Source organism: Geodermatophilus sp. SYSU D00525, assembly GCF_054050475.1.
Map to the genome: position 1 here is coordinate 93,046 of NZ_JBJGZK010000003.1, position 16,910 is coordinate 109,955.

Consider the following 16,910-nt stretch of genomic DNA (forward strand, 5'->3'; position numbering starts at 1 on the left):
CAAATGGCAGGCGGCACAGGCCTGGACGAGGCCATCGAGTACCACGTCGTCAACTCGCTCGGTTGGACTGACCTCCGCCCGCTGCAGGCGGCCGCCGTCGAGCCCGTGCGATCGGGTGCCGACTGCATGCTCATCGCACCGACTGCAGGGGGAAAGACCGAGGCCGCCGTCTTCCCGCTGCTCTCCTCGATGGTTCAGGAGCAGTGGCAGGGACTCTCCGTTCTCTACGTGACGCCGCTCCGAGCCCTTCTGAACAACCTGAACCCACGCATCACCAGGTACGGCGACTGGCTGGGCCGTCGAGTCGGGATCTGGCACGGCGACGTCGGCGACACCGCCCGTAAGCGCATCCTCACCGAGCCGCCCGACATCCTGCTGACCACACCCGAGTCACTCGAAGCGATGCTCGTCTCGCGTCGCGTCGACCACGACAGACTCTTCGCCGGCCTGCGAGCCATCGTTGTGGACGAGTTGCACTCGTTCGCGGCCTCCGACCGCGGATGGCACCTTCTCGGTGTGCTCGCGCGACTCGCGAGGTTGGCCGGGCGGCCGATCCAGCGAATTGGGCTCTCCGCGACTGTCGGCAACCCGCAGGAGATCGGGCGCTGGCTACAGAGCGGGGAGGCCCAGGGCGACGTCGGCGAGCGGGAACTGCGGCTGGTTTCGGAAGAGGCCACCGCGACGGCGCCCCAACCCGAGGTGCTGCTCGACTACGTCGGCTCGGTGGCGAACGCAGCCAAGGTCGTCGCGTCGCTGCACCGCGGCGAGAAGCGACTCGTCTTCTGCGAGTCCCGCCGGGTGAGCGAACAGCTCGCGTTCGAGTTGCGCGACCTGGGCGTCGAGACATTCGTGTCCCACTCCTCGCTGTCCGCGGAGGAACGGCGCAGGTCGGAGTGGGCGTTCGCCGAAGGCCAGAACACCGTCATCGTCGCGACCTCGACGCTCGAGCTTGGCATCGACATCGGAGACCTCGACCGCGTCATCCAGATCGACGCACCCCGCACCGTCGCGTCGTTTCTTCAGCGACTCGGTCGAACGGGTCGCCGGCCGGGGACCTCGCGGAACGCGTTGTTCCTCGCCACGAGCTCCGATGCCTTCCTCGAAGCTGCTGGGCTCCTCCTGTTGTGGAAGCGAGGCTTCGTCGAACCCATCACTCCGCCTCCGCATCCGCGGCATCTCACCGCCCAGCAGTTGCTGGCGCTCGCCCTTCAGGAAGGCTCCTACGGGGCCAACACGTGGCGGGAGTGGTGGGGGACGCTCGCGCTGATGGACGACGGCGACGAAGTGCTCGCCTACCTGCGCGACGAGGGCTTTCTCGTCGATGACGGCGGCCTGCTGATGATCGGACCCGCCGCCGAAAAGGCCTTCGGGCGACGCCACTTCATGGACCTGCTCAGCTCCTTCGACGCGGAGAAGGAACTTCGAGTGGTGAGCGGCAACAAGGAACTCGGCTTCATCTCGCCACTTGCGCTTCCGCGCGAAGGATCCGCGAGGCTCGACGCGAAACCCATCCTCATGAACGGGCGGGCTTGGCACGTCGAGCAGGTGAACTGGGAGAGGTTCGAGGTCCTCGTCAGCCCGGTGGCCTACAAGGGCGACGTCCGATGGCACAGCGACGCCATCGCGTTGTCGTTCGAAATGATGCGCGCGCAACGCGACGTGCTCCTCGGCGCGACGCCGGACGTTCCGCTGTCGCGGCGAGCGGTCGACCGGCTGGACCTCGCGCGCGAAGCCCGAGCGAACCAGGTCTCAGTCGAGGGGCCCGTCGTCGAGAGGTCCGGGGACGACGTTCACCTGTGGACGTGGGCGGGGCTGAAAGCGAACGAGACCCTGCGCGCCGCTCTGGGTGGGGCGGAGGGGCAATCATACAACGATGTGATGGTCCTCCGCGGTGCGGGCGAGCTCGCCCGACTGGCCGAAGTTTCATTCGACGACGTCGTGCCCCGCGTTCCGATGGAGATGGTCGAGAGCCTCAAATTCTCGGCTGCCCTTCCGGGGTCGACCGCGCTCAAGACGCTCGCCGAGCGGTTCGCTGACCGCGCCGGCGCGCACTTCGTCGCCCGAGACATAAGCGCTGCAGCGGGTGGCGATCCACCGATGGCCGTCGGTGGGCGATGAATGTGCAGTCGAGTCGAGTTGTTCAACTCCGGGTTAAGACTGGTCGGCTCGAAGGTTGAGGGACTGACCGTCAAGTACGTCGCTTGCTCTGCCGGACGCGCCACGAGTGGGTCCACAGGCCGCTGCGGGCATCAGACGACGTCCTCCGCCGTGAGCGGGATCGCTTCACCGGAAGCCGCCTCTATGACCGTGTGCTTGTCGACGGCCCCTTCCGGTCATTGGCACGGGTGTTGCCTTCGGTCCTAACCCGCGAGGCGAGGGTACGTCGAGCGGCATTCCAACCGCCAAATCGCTGTCGAAGCGTGCTTCCAGACGGCGTCCCAGGCCGACCGGAAGCCCATCTGTCGTAGTTGTACGACGTATGTTCGCCGGTTCCATCACGCAGGAAGTCAGCGAGCGCCTGCAGGACCTGATCGTCAGTCCATTGGGAGACATAGCTACCACGCCCCCGGCTCGTAGGGATCCCAGCGGCTTCGCATGCAAGAACCCACGATCCAAATCGCTCAACGACAACGCGGCCACTCGGGGTTCTGTCTTTTCGCCGCAACTTGCTCCAAGCCGATAGGGAGACGGCCGTCCCGCCCAGCGCAGCGGAAAGTGCTCGCAGCTCGGCGAGGATAGCTTCGTCGGTGAATCTTTCAGACGTCCGAACACCGCCATGCAATAAGTCACCCTTGCCCCTGCTGGGCAGTATTGCACCAATGATACTTAAATCGACGCCAAGGCGTTCGGCTAGCTCGGTCGCTGTCATTGGGCCTTGTGAGTCGAGCAAGCGCTGTGCACTTCGGCGGAGCCGAATGAGATCGCGTTCGCCGATGGTGGGCCCCCTGGGCGGCGTCTTGCTCGGCTCCACAGTTCCACGCTACGCGGCAAGGAGTCGAGCGTTGCCGATGGCGCCACGCAGCACGCTGACCTGTTGGGCAAGCCACGGGGTTGACTTGTCTGCTTGGACCAACGGACGCCGCGGTCCGCCGGGACAGCAACCCAACCTCTCCGTCCTGGCGCAGCTCGACGCCGCAAGGCAGGTACAGCGTGCCGCCGCCGTTGGCGTCCGCATCGGTGACCGCCGTGAGGTGGGAACTGCCGCCAATTACCCTTGAATGATCATCTTCGGGGGACAGCGCATCAACGACGGCCGATGCCTTGACGGACCCTGTACGAGGTCACCCCTCAGCGCCGCTCAAGCGCCGACCGGCAGCGGCAGTAAACGCCTCGTCGGGCTGGGGGAGTGTGGCGACACCGTGACCGACCGGGCGTTCTGCTACGACCGGGCGAGACCCTTTCGCGCCGGAGTGACACGCCGCTGTAGCCAGTTGGTGAGTGCGCCTTCCAGGTAGGCGGACGCCCCTTGCGGCAGCGGCATCGTGATCTGCCGGTCCTGCGTTGCGTCTTCCCCGAAGTCCTCCTCGAGAAGGATCCTAATCTGGAACAGGTCCGGCCTCCTGTGCTCGACGAGCATCGCTGGATTGCTCCAAACCCGGGAGCCGGCGACGCTCAAGTCCCCCTCCGGGTACACCGACGCGCTGACGGGGACTTCGCCTCCGACCGCGTCGCGGATCCTCTCGCGCAGCGCTTCCGCGACCGTCAGCACCGAACTTCGCGGGAGGCGCAGGGTGGCCTCGACTTGGTGCCCGGCACAGGGAGAAGGGCACGGGATAAGGGGAACCTGGTGGGCGACACACCACATCCGGCCCGACATGGCGAGCCGCACGAAGGGATTGGCGGGATTCGCGTCGACCGTGAGATTCACCAGGTGAGGCGAGGTCGCGGCATCGGTGCTGATCACGAGCGAAGAAGTCATGCCCATGATGTCGGCTCGTTCCCGGCCGACTTGAGGTCTTCTACGACCAGCCTCGTGATGTCGGGTGCCAGGGTGGAGGCGGAATACCTCGCCACGTGGCTTCGGCGCGTCAGTTTGAATTGGTTACAGACCCGTCGCGTTGTCCATCTGGGCCTGTCGGTGAGAGGAGAACAGGTAGAGAAACCTCCAGGGCGTCGCAGATATCCCAGAGTCGATCGACGGACGGTGAGTACGTACCCGTCTTCACGCGGCTAACGGATTTGCGTTCCACTCCGGCTCGTTGTGCCAGTGCTTCCTGACTGAGGCCCAGGAATTGCCGTCGGTCTCGCACGGCGGCGCCTTGTGCCTTGCGCCTGGCCGTCCTGACTTCGGCGGTCGCGGGCACCCAACGATCTTGAGGACTCAGGGGGCACAGTCCTTATCCCGATCAACACGGTTCGACTCGACTGTTGACGCAGTCAGCTCTCCTGGCGGGGGCAATCGCTAAGGCCAAGGAGGAGCCCCATCCGTGGCTGGACACGGTGCGCGACGACGGGCGCTGCCGCCGAACGAGTGCTCGCTCCCCAGAGCCCATGGCGCCCAGCATGTCCAAGGCCAGCATCGTGATGCCCGACGACGTGGGCAAACCAGTTCGACCGGTTCGTCGACGAGATGAACGATGACGCCAACCAGACTGGAAGCCCGGATTCCGCCCGACACGCAGCAACCTGGCGTTGGCAGCCGTCCAGTTCGCTCTGCCGCACGCGAAGAAGTGGCTTCCCCGCCTCGCGCCATGGCGAGCCGCAAGCAACGTCGCCGACCGCGCTGACGTTCTGCTGCCTGACCAAGGAGGTGCCGCGATGTTCACCAAGTGGACGTGACAGTAGAAGTGCACCACCTCGCCGTACCTCGACGCCGGCCGGCCATCGTGATGTTGATGCCCGGCGGGGCCCAGGGGACGAAGTAAGCGGTCAGAGGGCTTCTTGAGCGGTGTTCCCTCCACACTCGTCTGGGCAACTCGTAACGCTTCGATTCGAGTGCAGCAGACGCGGGGTCTATAGGGGCTGTCGTAGGGCGGCCCTACGGTCCCTACTGGGTGGAGCCGGATGACAGACGGCTCCACCCAGAACCCAGGGCTGATGGCCGGGTCCTGGGATCACTGGCCCCTGGGCCGCGTAGCGGGCGGCCCAGGGTGTGCGCGAGCCGGAGCCAGGTCGGCTCGGGCACCCGCTCTGCCTCCGGTGTCCCGGGGCAGAGCGGACCAGTGCGACACCCGGCCGGGCCTCAGTAGCCTCGGCGACGCTCCACACCCCACCCTCGGCGCGTCATCTCGGGAACTCAAGGCAGGACTACAGGGTCCGACGGCACTGCCGACGCGGTCCCGCCCGCGCTTGGACGGTTCAGAGGGCCGGCACGGGAGGCGCCATCGCGGCATCGGCGATCTTGACCGCTTCCAGGCGTTCGGCGTCCTTGAGGCTGATTCGCTTCTGCTTGGCTCGCTTGCCCTCGGCCCGCTCCTCGAGAGCCTGCACCGCTGACTTAGTGACGCCCAGCAAATCACCGACCTCCTCGCGGGTCCGTCCGTCGATGCGCAGGGCCCGGACGGAGTCGAGCCGATCCCGCGCGATATTGCTGGAAAGGGTCACCGTGGCTCGTCGCTGCCCTCCGTGGTCCTCGTATACGAACGAGGTGGCGTGCGGGTTGATAAAGGCATTGAGGTACTGCCGCTTGCGGGCAACGGCGCCGACGCTGCCAGTCGCGGCGATCAGGCGGGCTTGATCGAGCAGTTCTCGGATGCGCTCGGCGTGTTCGTACTCCGTCGACGTCTGGAACTTCAGGATCGGCGGCGGCTTTGGCTCGCCCCTCTTCTTCGGCATCGGTGTTCCCTCTCCCCGCGGATACAGTCTGTGTTCTTGGTGGTCCAGTCGGTTGTCGGCCTCGCTCCGCAGTCCCTGAACACCGGCGCCGAACTGGAACACGGACTGTGTGCGCCGCAGCCCTCATGACCGCCCCCCCACCCCCGTCACCGTGCAGCACCGCCCCGGCCACGGCGTCAACCCGCCTTGTGACGTCCGGCCGGCGGTCGGGGTCAACGCCGGGGGACGTTCCCCGGCGGGCCGCCGGAATTCCGGATCGCCGGGGAGGCGTGTCCCACGCCTTTGCGTCGAGGCCACCGGGCCACCCAGCGTCGGAGCCTGTCGCCGGTCTGCGGGGTAGGCGCCGTGGCCGCTGCCTCGCTTCGCGCGGCTCGCGGCACGAGCGCACGCACTCCCGGCCCCGGCTGGGTGCGCGGGGTCTATCGGGGTCGTGCACCCACCGGCCCATGGCCGGTGTCAAGATCGGTACACCGGACTGCTTCCACAGCAGCGGGTGCGGAAGCAGTCCGCGTCTCGGCACCGCGAAGGCGCGCGCTGAGGGGCACCCACAGTGTGAGCCGGTGACCGTATTCGACGGTATGGCCAATCGCACCGTGGACCAGATCCAGGCAGGCCCGGCAAGGTATCGCCGGACCTGTGCTCAGTCGAGACGGTCAACAGTCCTCTCACCAGCCCGCACCTGACGCCCTCCGGAGGACCGGTGAACGAGGCCGCCGCGTCCCCGACACGGGACCACGGAAACGGCGGCTTCCTTTGGCCCCACGACTGGCGGCACGCCCAGGCGGCGATCAATGGGCTCACGGCCACCGTTCCGGTCGACATACGGCGCAGCGTGTCCTCGGACAGTTGGGCGCCATCGGTAATCCAGATCGACACCAATGAGCGTCCCGGACTGGTGAACCGGCAGTTAGACGGCGACGAGGCCGACGCCGTGGCAGCCCCGGTGCCCGACTGAGGACCGGCTACCCCGATGTGTCCGCTGGAAGAACCGGAGTGGATCCGGGACCAGGCACCCAGATCGAGATCGCGCAACGCGGCGGCGGTAAGGCACACGAGGCTGCGGTCTTTGGGCGCTGCGCGCCCGGGCGGGGAAAGACGAAACAGCAGCGCGGCCCCGAAGGGGTCGGGCTGCCAGACGCGGCGCCGCTCAGGAGCGCCCCCAGGGCGCGACTGCGCCGTCCGATTGAGGCACGAGAAGCCGAGCCGTCGTTAGCGGCGAGGTGGCGGCCTGCCCTGCGTTGGCCCGGAGCGAGCCCTGCGAGCGCAGTGCGACGCATCGGGGGGCAGAACGCCACCGATCCCGGCACCCGACATCACCCCGACAAGGGGGAGGGGAGCCGGGGTACCCGGTTCCTCCGCGACCCAGGGGAGTGAGGGAGGGAGGGGGGAGGGAGGACCGCCTGCCGGGGCGATGAGAGAAGCCGTACGGGGGGACTCACGCGGGGGAGGGGAGCCGTCAGTCAGCGGGTAGGTAGTCCGGCCACCCAGGCCCCCTCCGTTGCGGGCCACCCCTCAGAGGCCGAGGGGGAACGCTGCGGGGAAGCGAGCGCAGCGATGCGACCCCCGCAGGGGAAGCCACCTGGGCCGCCCGGGCCACCGCCAGCGACCGTCAGGATGGAGCGCTCCGGTGGACCGCTCGACCGGAAGCCCCGACGAGCGGAGCGAGGAGGCCCCTCAGGTGCCCCTGGACTTGGCTCGCGGTTGGAGCGTCTACTACCGGTTGACCTGCGGTTTCTTGCCGACAAACCCGACTGGCTGCCGTTGTCCCGGGGCAACGCTCGAACAACGACAGGAGCAACGTCAAGCATGAGCCCTGAGCCGTCGACACATGAGGCGACGACACCTGCCTCCCACGACGGAGTTCCTCATGACCAGCAACGCCTTCGACTCCCCGTTCGTCCTGAGCGGCGGGGAGGTAAACATCTTCGCGGGTACCCCGGCTCCCCGCGCCGACCCCGCCGGGGATGCACTCACCTCCAGGCCCGGGAACCTCTCCCGGAAGCAGCGTCCCCGCCGAGGGGTGGCTGAGCGCGGGGTCTTCCCGCAGGGGAGGGACCTCGAGGTCGTCGGCTGGCTCGCACGCGTGCGTCTGGCAACCGCCCCGCAGGTGATGCGGCGGGTATGGCCCCGTGAGGCCATGCCTCCCCGTCAGGCCGTGTCGGCGCTGCTGTCGCGGCTGCAGCGCCTCGGGTGGGTGGAGAAGCGCACCCCGCTGGCCACTCGCTGGCCCGTCTATCAACTGACCCGCGCCGGCTATGACGTCTCCTGCGACGTGTATCCGGACGTCGAGACGCAGTACCTCGCCCACCCCTCGGCAGCCACGCTCGAGCACACCTTGCTGCTCAATGACTGCGTGATCGCGTGGGAGAACGGTCGAGGCTGGCTCCCGGACGGGTTCTCCCGTCCGGTCCGAATCGTGACAGAACGCGAGATCACTGCCGTGGACAAGGCGCCGATGCGGAGGCCGGCGCAGTATCAGGCGCGCGAGCAGTCCCGAGTGTTTCTCGCGCCTGGTGGCGAGCCGTACATGCCCGACGAGCCGGTCTACGGCTACCTCTCCGTGAACGGGTCCCGTGCCTTTCCCGACGCCCTGATCGTTTCCGTCGGATCACAGCGCGGAGGGCGAGTCCGTGGAGCAATCGCCGTCGAGTACGAGCGCACGGACAAGGACCCACGGGACTACCAGCGGGTGCTGTTGGCCTATCGGAGGACCGCTGAGCGAACAGGCAAGTACGCCCACGTCCTCTACATCAGTCCTTCGCAGACGATCCTGGCCAAGGTACGAGCCGCGGCAATCGAGGTCGGCGCCGAAGACATGGTGCTCACACTCGCAGCCCCACAGCCGCGCTATGACCGCTTCCCGGAGCGGACCACGCCTCTACGGCCCAAGCGCCCCCAACCCGAGATGCCGCCTGAACGCATGCTTCGTCAGGTCCCCAAGCGGGACCTGATCGCTTGGCTGCAGGACATGGGCCTCGCCGACGCAGCCGCCGAAGCCTTGGAACCGATCGACGATTCAGCCGAGTCGGCCGACCCCCACTCCGGCAGGCGACCCGGCATGCGTTCCTGAGCGCTGTTCGGCAAGGAACCGACTCCGCAATACCGCCCTGCGGCATCAATGCCACCATCGCGAGGAATGGGTCGCTTCCATGGGTCCACCATTGGTTGAACCATCCCGACGGAGTGTTAAAAGTGGCGTGTCGCAAGCCCGAAACATCATTCGAGGCATGAAATCACTCAAACGGGTGAGCATCTTCTGTTCCGAATCGCCCAAATTGGCGCGCGGCCGGCCGATGTGACTGCTCATGCACCGCTCAACCGCAGTCACCAGCGAAAGTCGGATCGCCTTTCGGACCGGGTCCGCCTTCCCTGTGCTGACGCCCGATGCTGCCCGGATCCTTCTGGCCATCCTGCGTTCTGGTGACTCCGCTGCGGGCGCGGTGCCTTCGACTCATCACATGGAGCAGGCGTCATGAACCGCTTCTCGGAAAGCGCTGCGATCGGCCACGGGACCGCCAGCGGAGAACTGACATTCGCCTGGTACGGCCGCTGCTCGACCGAGGATCTGCAGGACCCGACGACGAGCCGCGGCTGGCAACTGCGCGCCGCGGAGCAACTCATCGCGGGTCATGGCCGAGTGGTCACGGAGTTCTTCGACCTGGGCCAGAGTCGCTCTCTGCCCTGGCAGCGTCGTCCAGAGGCTGCCCGTCTGCTCGAGGCCATGGCCCGTCCGGATCGTGGTTTCGACGCCGTCGTGATCGGGGAGCCGCAGCGCGCCTTCTACGGCAACCAGTTCGGCAACACCTTTCCCCTCTTCCAGCACTACGGGCTGACTCTGTGGGTGCCCGAGATCGGCGGTCCCGTCGACCCGGACTCTGATGCGCACGACCTGGTGATGACCATCTTCGGCGGCGTGTCCAAGGCGGAGCGCAAGCGCGTGCAGGCGCGCGTGACCGGTGCAATGGAAGCGGCCACCGTGGACCAGGGGAGGTTCCTAGGCGGGCGTCCTCCCTACGGCTACCGGCTCGCCCCCGCCGGCCCCCATCCCAATCCGCGCAAGGCAGCCGAGGGTCTGCAACTGCACGTCCTCGAACTGGATCCCGCCGCGGCCCCCGTCGTCGAGCGCATCTTCACGCTCTACTTGCGTGGCGTGGGCCTGCGCGCCATCGCGGAGCGGCTCAACACGGAGGGCGTCCCATGCCCCTCGGCGCACGATCGCGAGCGCAATCCGCACCGCGCCGCGGACGGCTGGCAGCCCTCCACCGTCCGCGCCATCCTGACGAACCGGCGCTACACGGGCTACGCGCAGTGGGCGCGCTCGCATCGGGTCGAGAGGCTCCTCAACCCGATGGACGTTGCTGCAGGGACTGTGGTGGGGTTTCGCCGCAGTGAGCCGCATCGAATCGTGACCAGTCGCGAGAAGGCGCACCCGTCGGTCATCACGCCGGACGTCTTCGAGCAGGTGCAAGCGCGCCTTGCCGCACCGACCGCCGCCAACGGGCCGCGGCGGTCCCGCAGCCCGCGGGCATCGTCCGCCCCCTACCTGCTGCGGGGGCGCCTCCATTGCGGGATCTGCGGACGCCGGATGCAGGGCAACCGCAACCACGGCCAGGTGTACTACCGCTGCCGCGCCAAGGAGGCGGTCCCGGGTCTGCGGGATGTGCAGCACCCGAGCACGGTCTACGTCAAGGAGGGCCACATCGTCCCTGCTCTGGACGACTGGATCCTCGGGCTCTTGGCCCCAACCCAGTTCGAGGCCACGGTCGATGCCCTCCTGGCCGCGGACCGCCCCTCCCTTACAGAGACAGCCCAGCGGCAGGCGATGACGCGCAGGGTGGCCGAGCAGGAGAAGCGGTTGTCGCAGTACAAGGCCGCCCTCGGTGCCGGAGCCGATCCGGCTCTCGTGGTGACGTGGCTGGAGGAGGCTCAGGCGGATCTCGCCGCAGCACGCGGGGCGTTGGCGGAACTGGATGAAGCCTCGGAGGACCGGCTCACCCGAGAGGACATCGAACGCCTTACTGGTGACCTCGATGCGGTCCGCAGGTGTCTCGAGCACGCCGCGCCGGGACAGAAGGCCGCCCTCTACGAAGCGTTGGACGTTCGCCTCGTATACCGACCTGAGGAAGCAGCCGTCGAGGCTCAGTAGGCGGCTGAGCCGAGAGGTCACCCGTCCGGACCTCCGGAGACCGCCGTGTCCTGTCGGACCCGTGCTAGATCCTGCAGTCGAGCAGGTCACACGCACGGGAGGCCACATGGCGAGCAGCAGCACGACCGGAAGCACCAGCGGAGGTCTGACGCGCTTCGCGTTCTACGGCCGCTGCTCCACGGAGGACCTTCAGGACCCGCAGACCAGCCTCGGCTGGCAGCGGCGCGCGGCCACGCTACTCACCGAGGGGCACGGGGCGATCGTCGAGGAGTTCTTCGACATCGGCTACAGCCGATCCCTTCCCTGGCGGCGTCGTCCGGAGGCGACGCGCCTCCTGGAAGCCATCGCCGCACCCAGCCGCACCTTCGACGCGGTGGTCATCGGCGAGCCGCAGCGCGCGTTCTACGGGGCCCAGTTCAGCGACACCTTCCCCGTCCTCCAGCACTTCGGCGTCGATCTGTGGGTGCCAGACGTCGGCGGCAGGATCGACCCCGACTCCGACGTCCACGAATTGATGATGACCATCTTCGGGGGCATCTCGAAGGGCGAACGCCGACGCATCCAGCGACGGGTCATCGGCGCAATGGAAGCGGCGACCGTCAACCAGGGGCGCTTCCTCGGCGGCCGGCCGCCCTACGGCTACGTCATCGTGAGCGCCGGCCCACATCCCAACCCGAGCAAGGCCGCCGACGGCATCACGTTGCATGTGCTCGAAGCGGACCCCGTGACGGCGCCGGTGGTGCAACGGATCTTCGACCTCTATGTCGGGGGCACGGGCCTCCGGGCGATCGCCGCACGGCTGAACACCGAGGGGCTGCCCTGCCCATCGGCGCACGACCCGAACCGCAACACCCACCGGCTCAAGGACGGCTGGCAGGCCTCCACCGTCCGCGCCGTCCTCACGAACCCCCGGTACCTCGGCCACCAGGTCTGGGGCCGCTGGCACCGTGTCGAGCGGCTGCTCGACCCGAAGGACGTCGCCGCCGGGACAGTCACCGTCTTCCGGAAGAGCGGCCCCGAACGTGTCGTGACCAGCACCGAGCGGGCGCATCCCGCTCTCGTGTCGAACGAGACGTTCACGCGCGTCCAGGACCTGCTCACCTCGGGCTCTCGAGACGCAGGGGAGCGCCCTCGGACAGTCCGCTCCTCCACCAGCCCGTACCAACTGCGTGGACGCTTGCACTGCGGCCTGTGCGGCCGCCGTATGTCAGGTCACCGCCGCGGACCGACGCTCTACTACCGTTGCCGCGCCACCGATCTCGTCCCATCACAGCAAGCCGCACACCCGAGCACCGTCTACCTCCGCGAGGACGCCCTCGTCCGTCAACTCGACGACTGGCTCGTCAAGGCGCTCGATCCCGACGGCGTCGAGACCCTGGTCGAAGACCTCAGCGCGACGGATCACGTTTCCCTTGCTGAGGACAGCAGGCGAATGGCCATCACGCGACGCCTCACCGACTCGCAGCAACGCCTCGACCAGTTCAAGGCCGCCTTGGCCCACGGCGCCGATCCGGCAGTCGTGAGCACCTGGATCAACGAGGCCCAGGCCGATCTCGCCCGAGCGCGCACCGACCTCGCACTGCTCAACAACGAAGTCCCGGCCGAGATCAGCCGGGCGGACCTCACCGCAGTGCTCGGCGACATGTCTCTGCTGGTCAGCCGCCTGTCAGCGGCGTCTGCCGAGACCAAGGCCGCGCTCTACGGTGACCTCGGAGTACGCCTGGACTACCACCATGACAGCGGAGAACTGGTCGCCGAAGTGAACACGGCCGAGGCGTGTGCAAAACGTGGTGTCCGAGGGGGGACTTGAACCCCCACGCCCGATAAAGGGCACTAGCACCTCAAGCTAGCGCGTCTGCCATTCCGCCACCCGGACGAGTGCGGGACCGAGACTACCCGACGCCCTCCGCGGTCCGGCACGGGTACCCCGCCGTGTCGCATCGCCCGGTCGTCCGTCCCGATCGGAGGCCGGGGCGGGCCGTAGTGTCGCCGGGGTGGAGAACCGAGGTCCCGTCCAGGCCCAGGCCGAGGTCGCCGAGCTGCTCAGGGAGCTGATCCGGATCGACACGACCAACACCGGCGACACCGCCACCAGCGCCGGCGAGCGGACCGCCGCCGAGTGGGTCGCCGGCAAGCTGGACGAGGTCGGCATCGCCTCGCAGATCCTGGAGTCCGAGCGCGGGCGGGCCAGCCTCGTCGCCCGCGTCCCCGGCGCCGACCGCAGCCGCCCGGCGCTGCTGGTGCACGGCCACCTCGACGTCGTCCCCGCGGACCCGGCCGAGTGGAGCGTGCACCCGTTCTCCGGCGAGGAGCGCGACGGCTACGTGTGGGGCCGCGGCGCGGTCGACATGAAGGACATGGACGCGATGGTCCTGGCGCTGGTGCGCGAGTGGGCCCGCACCGGCGTGCAGCCGCCGCGCGACGTCGTCCTCGCCTTCGTCGCCGACGAGGAGGCCGGCGGGAGGCTCGGTGCCCGCTGGCTGGTCGACGAGCACCCCGACCTGTTCGCCGACTGCTCCGAGGCGATCAGCGAGGTCGGCGGCTTCTCCATCACCGTCCGCGACGACCTGCGCCTCTACCTGGTCCAGACGGCGGAGAAGGGCCTGGCGTGGATGCGCCTGACCGCCGGCGGGCGGCCCGGGCACGGCTCGTTCGTCCACGACGACAACGCCGTCACCCGGCTGTGCCAGGCCGTCGCGCGGCTGGGCTCGACCCGGCTGCCCACCGTGCTCACCCCGCCGATGCGGCAGTTCCTCGCCGCGGTCGAGGACGCCTACGGCATCGAGATCGACCCGGACGAGCCGGAGGAGGCGCTGGCCCGGCTGGGCAGCATCAGCCGGATGATCGGCGCGGCGCTGCGCAACACCGCCAACCCCACGATGCTCGCCGCCGGCTACAAGACCAACGTGATCCCCGGGACGGCGAGCGCCACCGTCGACGGCCGCTTCCTGCACGGCCAGGAGGAGGAGTTCGAGCGGCAGCTCGCCTCCCTCGTCGGCGAGGGCATCCAGCGCGAGTGGATCGTCCACGACCAGGCCGTGGAGACGACGTTCGACGGCCCGCTGGTCGACATGATGACCGCGGCGCTGGAGGCCGAGGACGACGGCGCGCGGCCGGTGCCGTTCACGATGAGCGGCGGCACCGACGCCAAGAGCTTCGAGCGGCTGGGCATGCGCTGCTTCGGCTTCTCGCCGCTGCGGCTGCCCGCCGACCTCGACTTCGCCTCGCTGTTCCACGGCATCGACGAGCGGGTGCCGGTGGAGTCGCTGCGCTTCGGCGTCCGGGTGCTCGACCGCTTCCTCCGCGGCGTCTGACGCGGCCCAGGAGGGCCCGGGAGCGCCGGGCGGGCGCCGTGGTGTGATGCCGGGGTGACCTCTCCCACACCTCCCGGACCGGGTTCCGTCGCGCTGATCACCGGAGGGACCGGCGGCTTCGGCCGCGCCCTCACCCAGAAGCTGCGCGAGCGGGACGTCACCGTCGTCGCCGCCGACCTCGACTCCGAGCGCAACCGGTCGGTGGCCGAGGAGCTCGGCGCGCACTTCGTCGCCCTCGACGTCACCGACCGCGCCGCCAACGAGGCCGTCGTCGCGCAGGTGGAGGCCGAGCACGGCCGGCTCGACGCCGCCTACCTCAACGCCGGCATCTCCGCGGCCAAGAGCGACGACGCCCTCGACCTCGACGAGTTCATGCGCGTGGTCGACATCGACCTGTTCGGCGTCGTCTACGGCGTGCAGGCCGCGCGCCCGGCGATCAAGCGGGCCGGTGGCGGCGCGATCGTGGTGACGGCGTCGCTGGCGGGCCTGTCGCCGATGCCCACCGACCCCGGCTACAGCGTGGCCAAGGGCGGCGCGATCGCGTTCGTCCGGTCGATGGCGCCGCGGCTGACCCGCGAGGGCATCACCATCAGCGCGATCTGCCCCGGCTTCGCCGACACCGCGATCATCGACCGCATCCGGCACGAGTTCGAGGCCGCGGACTTCCCGGTCATCCCGGCCGCCGAGGTCGCCGACGCGATGGTCATGGCCTGGACCTCGGGCGAGCCCGGCGCCGCGTACGTCATCCAGCCCGGCGTCGGCACGGTGCCCTACAAGTTCAAGGGCGTGCCGAGCGCGAAGACCGCGACCGGCGAGACCGCCGTCGTCCCCGAGGCGCTGCGGCCGCCGTCCATGCTCTGAGCGCTCCTGCCGGGGGCCGGTGACCGGCGTCACCGGCCCTCTGGCAGGGTCGGGCGCATGCGTGCGTGGCGGGTACACGAGCTCGGCGACCCCTCGGAGGTCATGCGGCTGGAGGACGTCGAGGAGCCGACCCCGGCCGAGGGCCAGGTCAAGGTCCGCGTCCGGGCGGCGGCGCTGAACTTCCCCGACGTGCTCATGGCGCAGGGGCGGTACCAGGAGCGCCCGCCGCTGCCCTACACGCCCGGCATGGAGCTGTGCGGGGAGACCGAGGACGGCCGGCGGGTGATCGGCCCGCCGGCCGGCGGCCCCGGCGCCTTCGCCGAGTACGCGCTGATGGACGCCCGCGACGCCTGGCCGGTGCCCGACGTGCTGTCCGACGAGAAGGCCGCGGCGCTGTGGATCACCTACCAGACCGGCCACGTCGGCCTGCACCGCCGGGCGCACCTGCAGGCGGGGGAGTGGCTGCTGGTGCACGCCGGCGCGGGCGGCGTCGGCTCGGCGGCGATCCAGCTCGGCAAGGCCGCCGGCGCGAAGGTCGTCGCCACCGCCGGCGGCGCGCACAAGGTCGAGGTGTGCCGCGAGCTCGGCGCCGACCACGTCGTCGACTACACGACCGAGGACTTCGTCCCCGTCGTCAAGGAGCTCACCGGCGGCGAGGGCGCCGACGTCGTCTACGACCCGGTCGGCGGCGACGTGTTCGACAGGAGCCGGAAGTGCATCGCCTTCGAGGGCCGGCTGGTCGTCGTCGGGTTCACCAGCGGGCGGATCCCCGAGGCGCCGGCCAACCACGCGCTGGTCAAGAACTACAGCGTCGTCGGCCTGCACTGGGGGCTGTACAAGAAGAAGGACCCGGCCGTGATCGGGCAGACGCACGACGAGCTGGTCCGGCTGGTCACCGCGGGCGCGATCGACCCGCTCGTCGGCCAGGTCCTGCCGCTGGACCGGGCGCCGCAGGCGCTGGCCGCGCTGGCCGACCGCGGCACCGTCGGCAAGGTCGTGCTCGTCCCCTGACCAGATGCGCCGGGCGGCCTCGGGCCGCCCGGCGGACCGGGGTCAGGCGTGGCGGAAGACCGCCCGCTCCCGCCGCCGGAACGGGCGCCGGAGGACCAGACGCCAGACGGCCACGAGGGCCCGCCCGCGCTCCTGCCGCTCCAGGGCGGCCACGCCCTCCGGGGGCATCTCGTGCAGGACCCAGGCGACCAGGTCCAGCAGCCGCGGGGTGGTGTACGCGGTGTCGAAGAACCGGGCGCCGACCCACTCCCAGTCGGCCGGCTGCAGGTGGTCCTGCAGCACCCGCATGGCGTCGCGCTCCTCGTGGGCCAGGTGCCGGTCGACGTGGACGTGGGCGGACGTGACGGCCGCGGCCAGCGCCTCCCGTGCGGGCCCGTCGGCCACACCCGCCAGCCGCGCGAAACCGTGCGAGCACTCCCCGAGCAGCGGGTCGATCGCCGCGTGCTCCGCCGCCATCGCCTCCAGGGTCGCCCGGCCCTCCGCGTCCCCGGCCGCGGCTGTCCGCTCGAGCAGCAGGGGCCACAGCCCGGCGTCCTCGGCGGTGTGGTGGTGGTGGAGGGTCGCGGCGAAGTACTCCCAGCGCCGGCGCAGCAGCTCCCACGTCCGGCGGTCCTCGAGCGGCGTGTGCTCGACCGCGCGGCCGAAGGCGGCGAGGTCACGGCGGAAGCCGTGGTGCATCACCCACATCAGGGTGAGGTCGACCGGGCCGTCCGGTGCGTCGGCCTGGCCGGGGAGGCGGAGCTGGGCCGAGGCCGGTCGGTGCGGGGTCAGGGTGGTGGACATGGCGTCCTCCGGTGGGTGGG

The 16,910-nt window shown here is 69.4% G+C and carries 13 protein-coding genes and 1 tRNA gene; 8 read left to right on the forward strand and 6 right to left on the reverse strand.

Annotated elements, in window-relative coordinates; translation table 11 throughout:
- The first annotated feature begins 3 nt into the window (after positions 1-3).
- Entirely contained in the window at positions 4-2,118 is a 2,115-nt protein-coding gene (locus tag ACI796_RS03780; RefSeq protein WP_456939932.1) for a DEAD/DEAH box helicase, read from the forward strand.
- Positions 2,119-2,299: 181 nt separating this feature from the next.
- Here the strand turns inward: ACI796_RS03780 and ACI796_RS03785 are convergent, their stop codons facing one another.
- The 4 genes from ACI796_RS03785 to ACI796_RS03800 all read right to left on the reverse strand — a co-directional run bounded on the left by ACI796_RS03785 (position 2,300) and on the right by ACI796_RS03800 (position 5,877).
- Positions 2,300-2,869: a homing endonuclease associated repeat-containing protein gene (locus tag ACI796_RS03785; RefSeq protein ID WP_456940120.1), complete on the reverse strand. Its 570-nt coding sequence runs from the start codon at positions 2,867-2,869 to the stop codon at positions 2,300-2,302.
- Positions 2,870-3,379: 510 nt separating this feature from the next.
- Positions 3,380-3,925, reverse strand: coding sequence for a hypothetical protein (locus ACI796_RS03790; protein ID WP_456939933.1), 546 nt, complete (start codon positions 3,923-3,925; stop codon positions 3,380-3,382).
- Positions 3,926-4,028: 103 nt separating this feature from the next.
- On the reverse strand, positions 4,029-4,304 hold the full coding sequence (locus tag ACI796_RS03795; protein ID WP_456939934.1) for a helix-turn-helix transcriptional regulator: 276 nt from the start codon (positions 4,302-4,304) through the stop codon (positions 4,029-4,031).
- Positions 4,305-5,298: 994 nt separating this feature from the next.
- Complete coding sequence (locus ACI796_RS03800) at positions 5,299-5,877, reverse strand: hypothetical protein (protein WP_456939935.1); 579 nt, start codon at positions 5,875-5,877, stop codon at positions 5,299-5,301.
- Positions 5,878-6,475: 598 nt separating this feature from the next.
- Here ACI796_RS03800 and ACI796_RS03805 point away from each other — a divergent pair.
- The 4 genes from ACI796_RS03805 to ACI796_RS03820 all read left to right on the forward strand — a co-directional run bounded on the left by ACI796_RS03805 (position 6,476) and on the right by ACI796_RS03820 (position 12,731).
- Positions 6,476-6,730 (forward strand): hypothetical protein, encoded by a 255-nt coding sequence (locus ACI796_RS03805; protein ID WP_456939936.1) that lies wholly within the window; start codon positions 6,476-6,478, stop codon positions 6,728-6,730.
- 912 nt (positions 6,731-7,642) lie between these two features.
- The gene (locus tag ACI796_RS03810; RefSeq protein ID WP_456939937.1) at positions 7,643-8,845 is read left to right on the forward strand and encodes a replication-relaxation family protein; all 1,203 of its coding nucleotides are present in this window, start codon (positions 7,643-7,645) and stop codon (positions 8,843-8,845) included.
- A 402-nt stretch (positions 8,846-9,247) separates the two neighbouring features.
- Positions 9,248-10,921 carry a recombinase family protein gene (locus ACI796_RS03815; RefSeq protein WP_456939938.1) on the forward strand — a complete coding sequence of 558 codons (1,674 nt, stop codon included), beginning with the start codon at positions 9,248-9,250 and terminating at the stop codon, positions 10,919-10,921.
- Between the two features lie 106 nt (positions 10,922-11,027).
- Entirely contained in the window at positions 11,028-12,731 is a 1,704-nt protein-coding gene (locus tag ACI796_RS03820) for a recombinase family protein (protein ID WP_456939939.1), read from the forward strand.
- Here ACI796_RS03820 and ACI796_RS03825 read toward each other — a convergent pair.
- Positions 12,710-12,797: transfer RNA gene (locus ACI796_RS03825), tRNA-Leu, on the reverse strand. The two genes, ACI796_RS03820 and ACI796_RS03825, sit on opposite strands and share 22 nt — an antisense overlap.
- 118 nt (positions 12,798-12,915) lie before the next feature.
- On the opposite strand from ACI796_RS03825, the gene ACI796_RS03830 reads away from it, so the two are divergent.
- Genes ACI796_RS03830 through ACI796_RS03840 form a run of 3 tightly spaced genes read left to right on the forward strand, consistent with a single transcriptional unit; the run spans position 12,916 to position 16,107 of the window.
- Positions 12,916-14,235, forward strand: coding sequence for a M20/M25/M40 family metallo-hydrolase (locus tag ACI796_RS03830; RefSeq protein ID WP_456939940.1), 1,320 nt, complete (start codon positions 12,916-12,918; stop codon positions 14,233-14,235).
- Between the two features lie 54 nt (positions 14,236-14,289).
- The gene (locus ACI796_RS03835; RefSeq protein WP_456939941.1) at positions 14,290-15,096 is read left to right on the forward strand and encodes an SDR family oxidoreductase; all 807 of its coding nucleotides are present in this window, start codon (positions 14,290-14,292) and stop codon (positions 15,094-15,096) included.
- A gap of 57 nt (positions 15,097-15,153) precedes the next feature.
- On the forward strand, positions 15,154-16,107 hold the full coding sequence (locus ACI796_RS03840; RefSeq protein ID WP_456939942.1) for an NADPH:quinone oxidoreductase family protein: 954 nt from the start codon (positions 15,154-15,156) through the stop codon (positions 16,105-16,107).
- 42 nt (positions 16,108-16,149) lie between these two features.
- Here ACI796_RS03840 and ACI796_RS03845 read toward each other — a convergent pair whose 3' ends face one another.
- The gene (locus tag ACI796_RS03845; RefSeq protein ID WP_456939943.1) at positions 16,150-16,890 is read right to left on the reverse strand and encodes a hemerythrin domain-containing protein; all 741 of its coding nucleotides are present in this window, start codon (positions 16,888-16,890) and stop codon (positions 16,150-16,152) included.
- Positions 16,891-16,910 lie beyond the last annotated feature (20 nt).

Bases quoted from the DNA above. Each gene is read 5' to 3' on its own strand.
- ACI796_RS03780 (WP_456939932.1), top strand. From the start codon at position 4: ATGGCAGGCGGCACAGGCCTGGACGAGGCCATCGAGTACCACGTCGTC.
- ACI796_RS03785 (WP_456940120.1), bottom strand. From the start codon at position 2,869: ATGACAGCGACCGAGCTAGCCGAACGCCTTGGCGTCGATTTAAGTATC.
- ACI796_RS03790 (WP_456939933.1), bottom strand. From the start codon at position 3,925: ATGGGCATGACTTCTTCGCTCGTGATCAGCACCGATGCCGCGACCTCG.
- ACI796_RS03810 (WP_456939937.1), top strand. From the start codon at position 7,643: ATGACCAGCAACGCCTTCGACTCCCCGTTCGTCCTGAGCGGCGGGGAG.
- ACI796_RS03815 (WP_456939938.1), top strand. From the start codon at position 9,248: ATGAACCGCTTCTCGGAAAGCGCTGCGATCGGCCACGGGACCGCCAGC.
- ACI796_RS03820 (WP_456939939.1), top strand. From the start codon at position 11,028: ATGGCGAGCAGCAGCACGACCGGAAGCACCAGCGGAGGTCTGACGCGC.
- ACI796_RS03840 (WP_456939942.1), top strand. From the start codon at position 15,154: ATGCGTGCGTGGCGGGTACACGAGCTCGGCGACCCCTCGGAGGTCATG.
- ACI796_RS03845 (WP_456939943.1), bottom strand. From the start codon at position 16,890: ATGTCCACCACCCTGACCCCGCACCGACCGGCCTCGGCCCAGCTCCGC.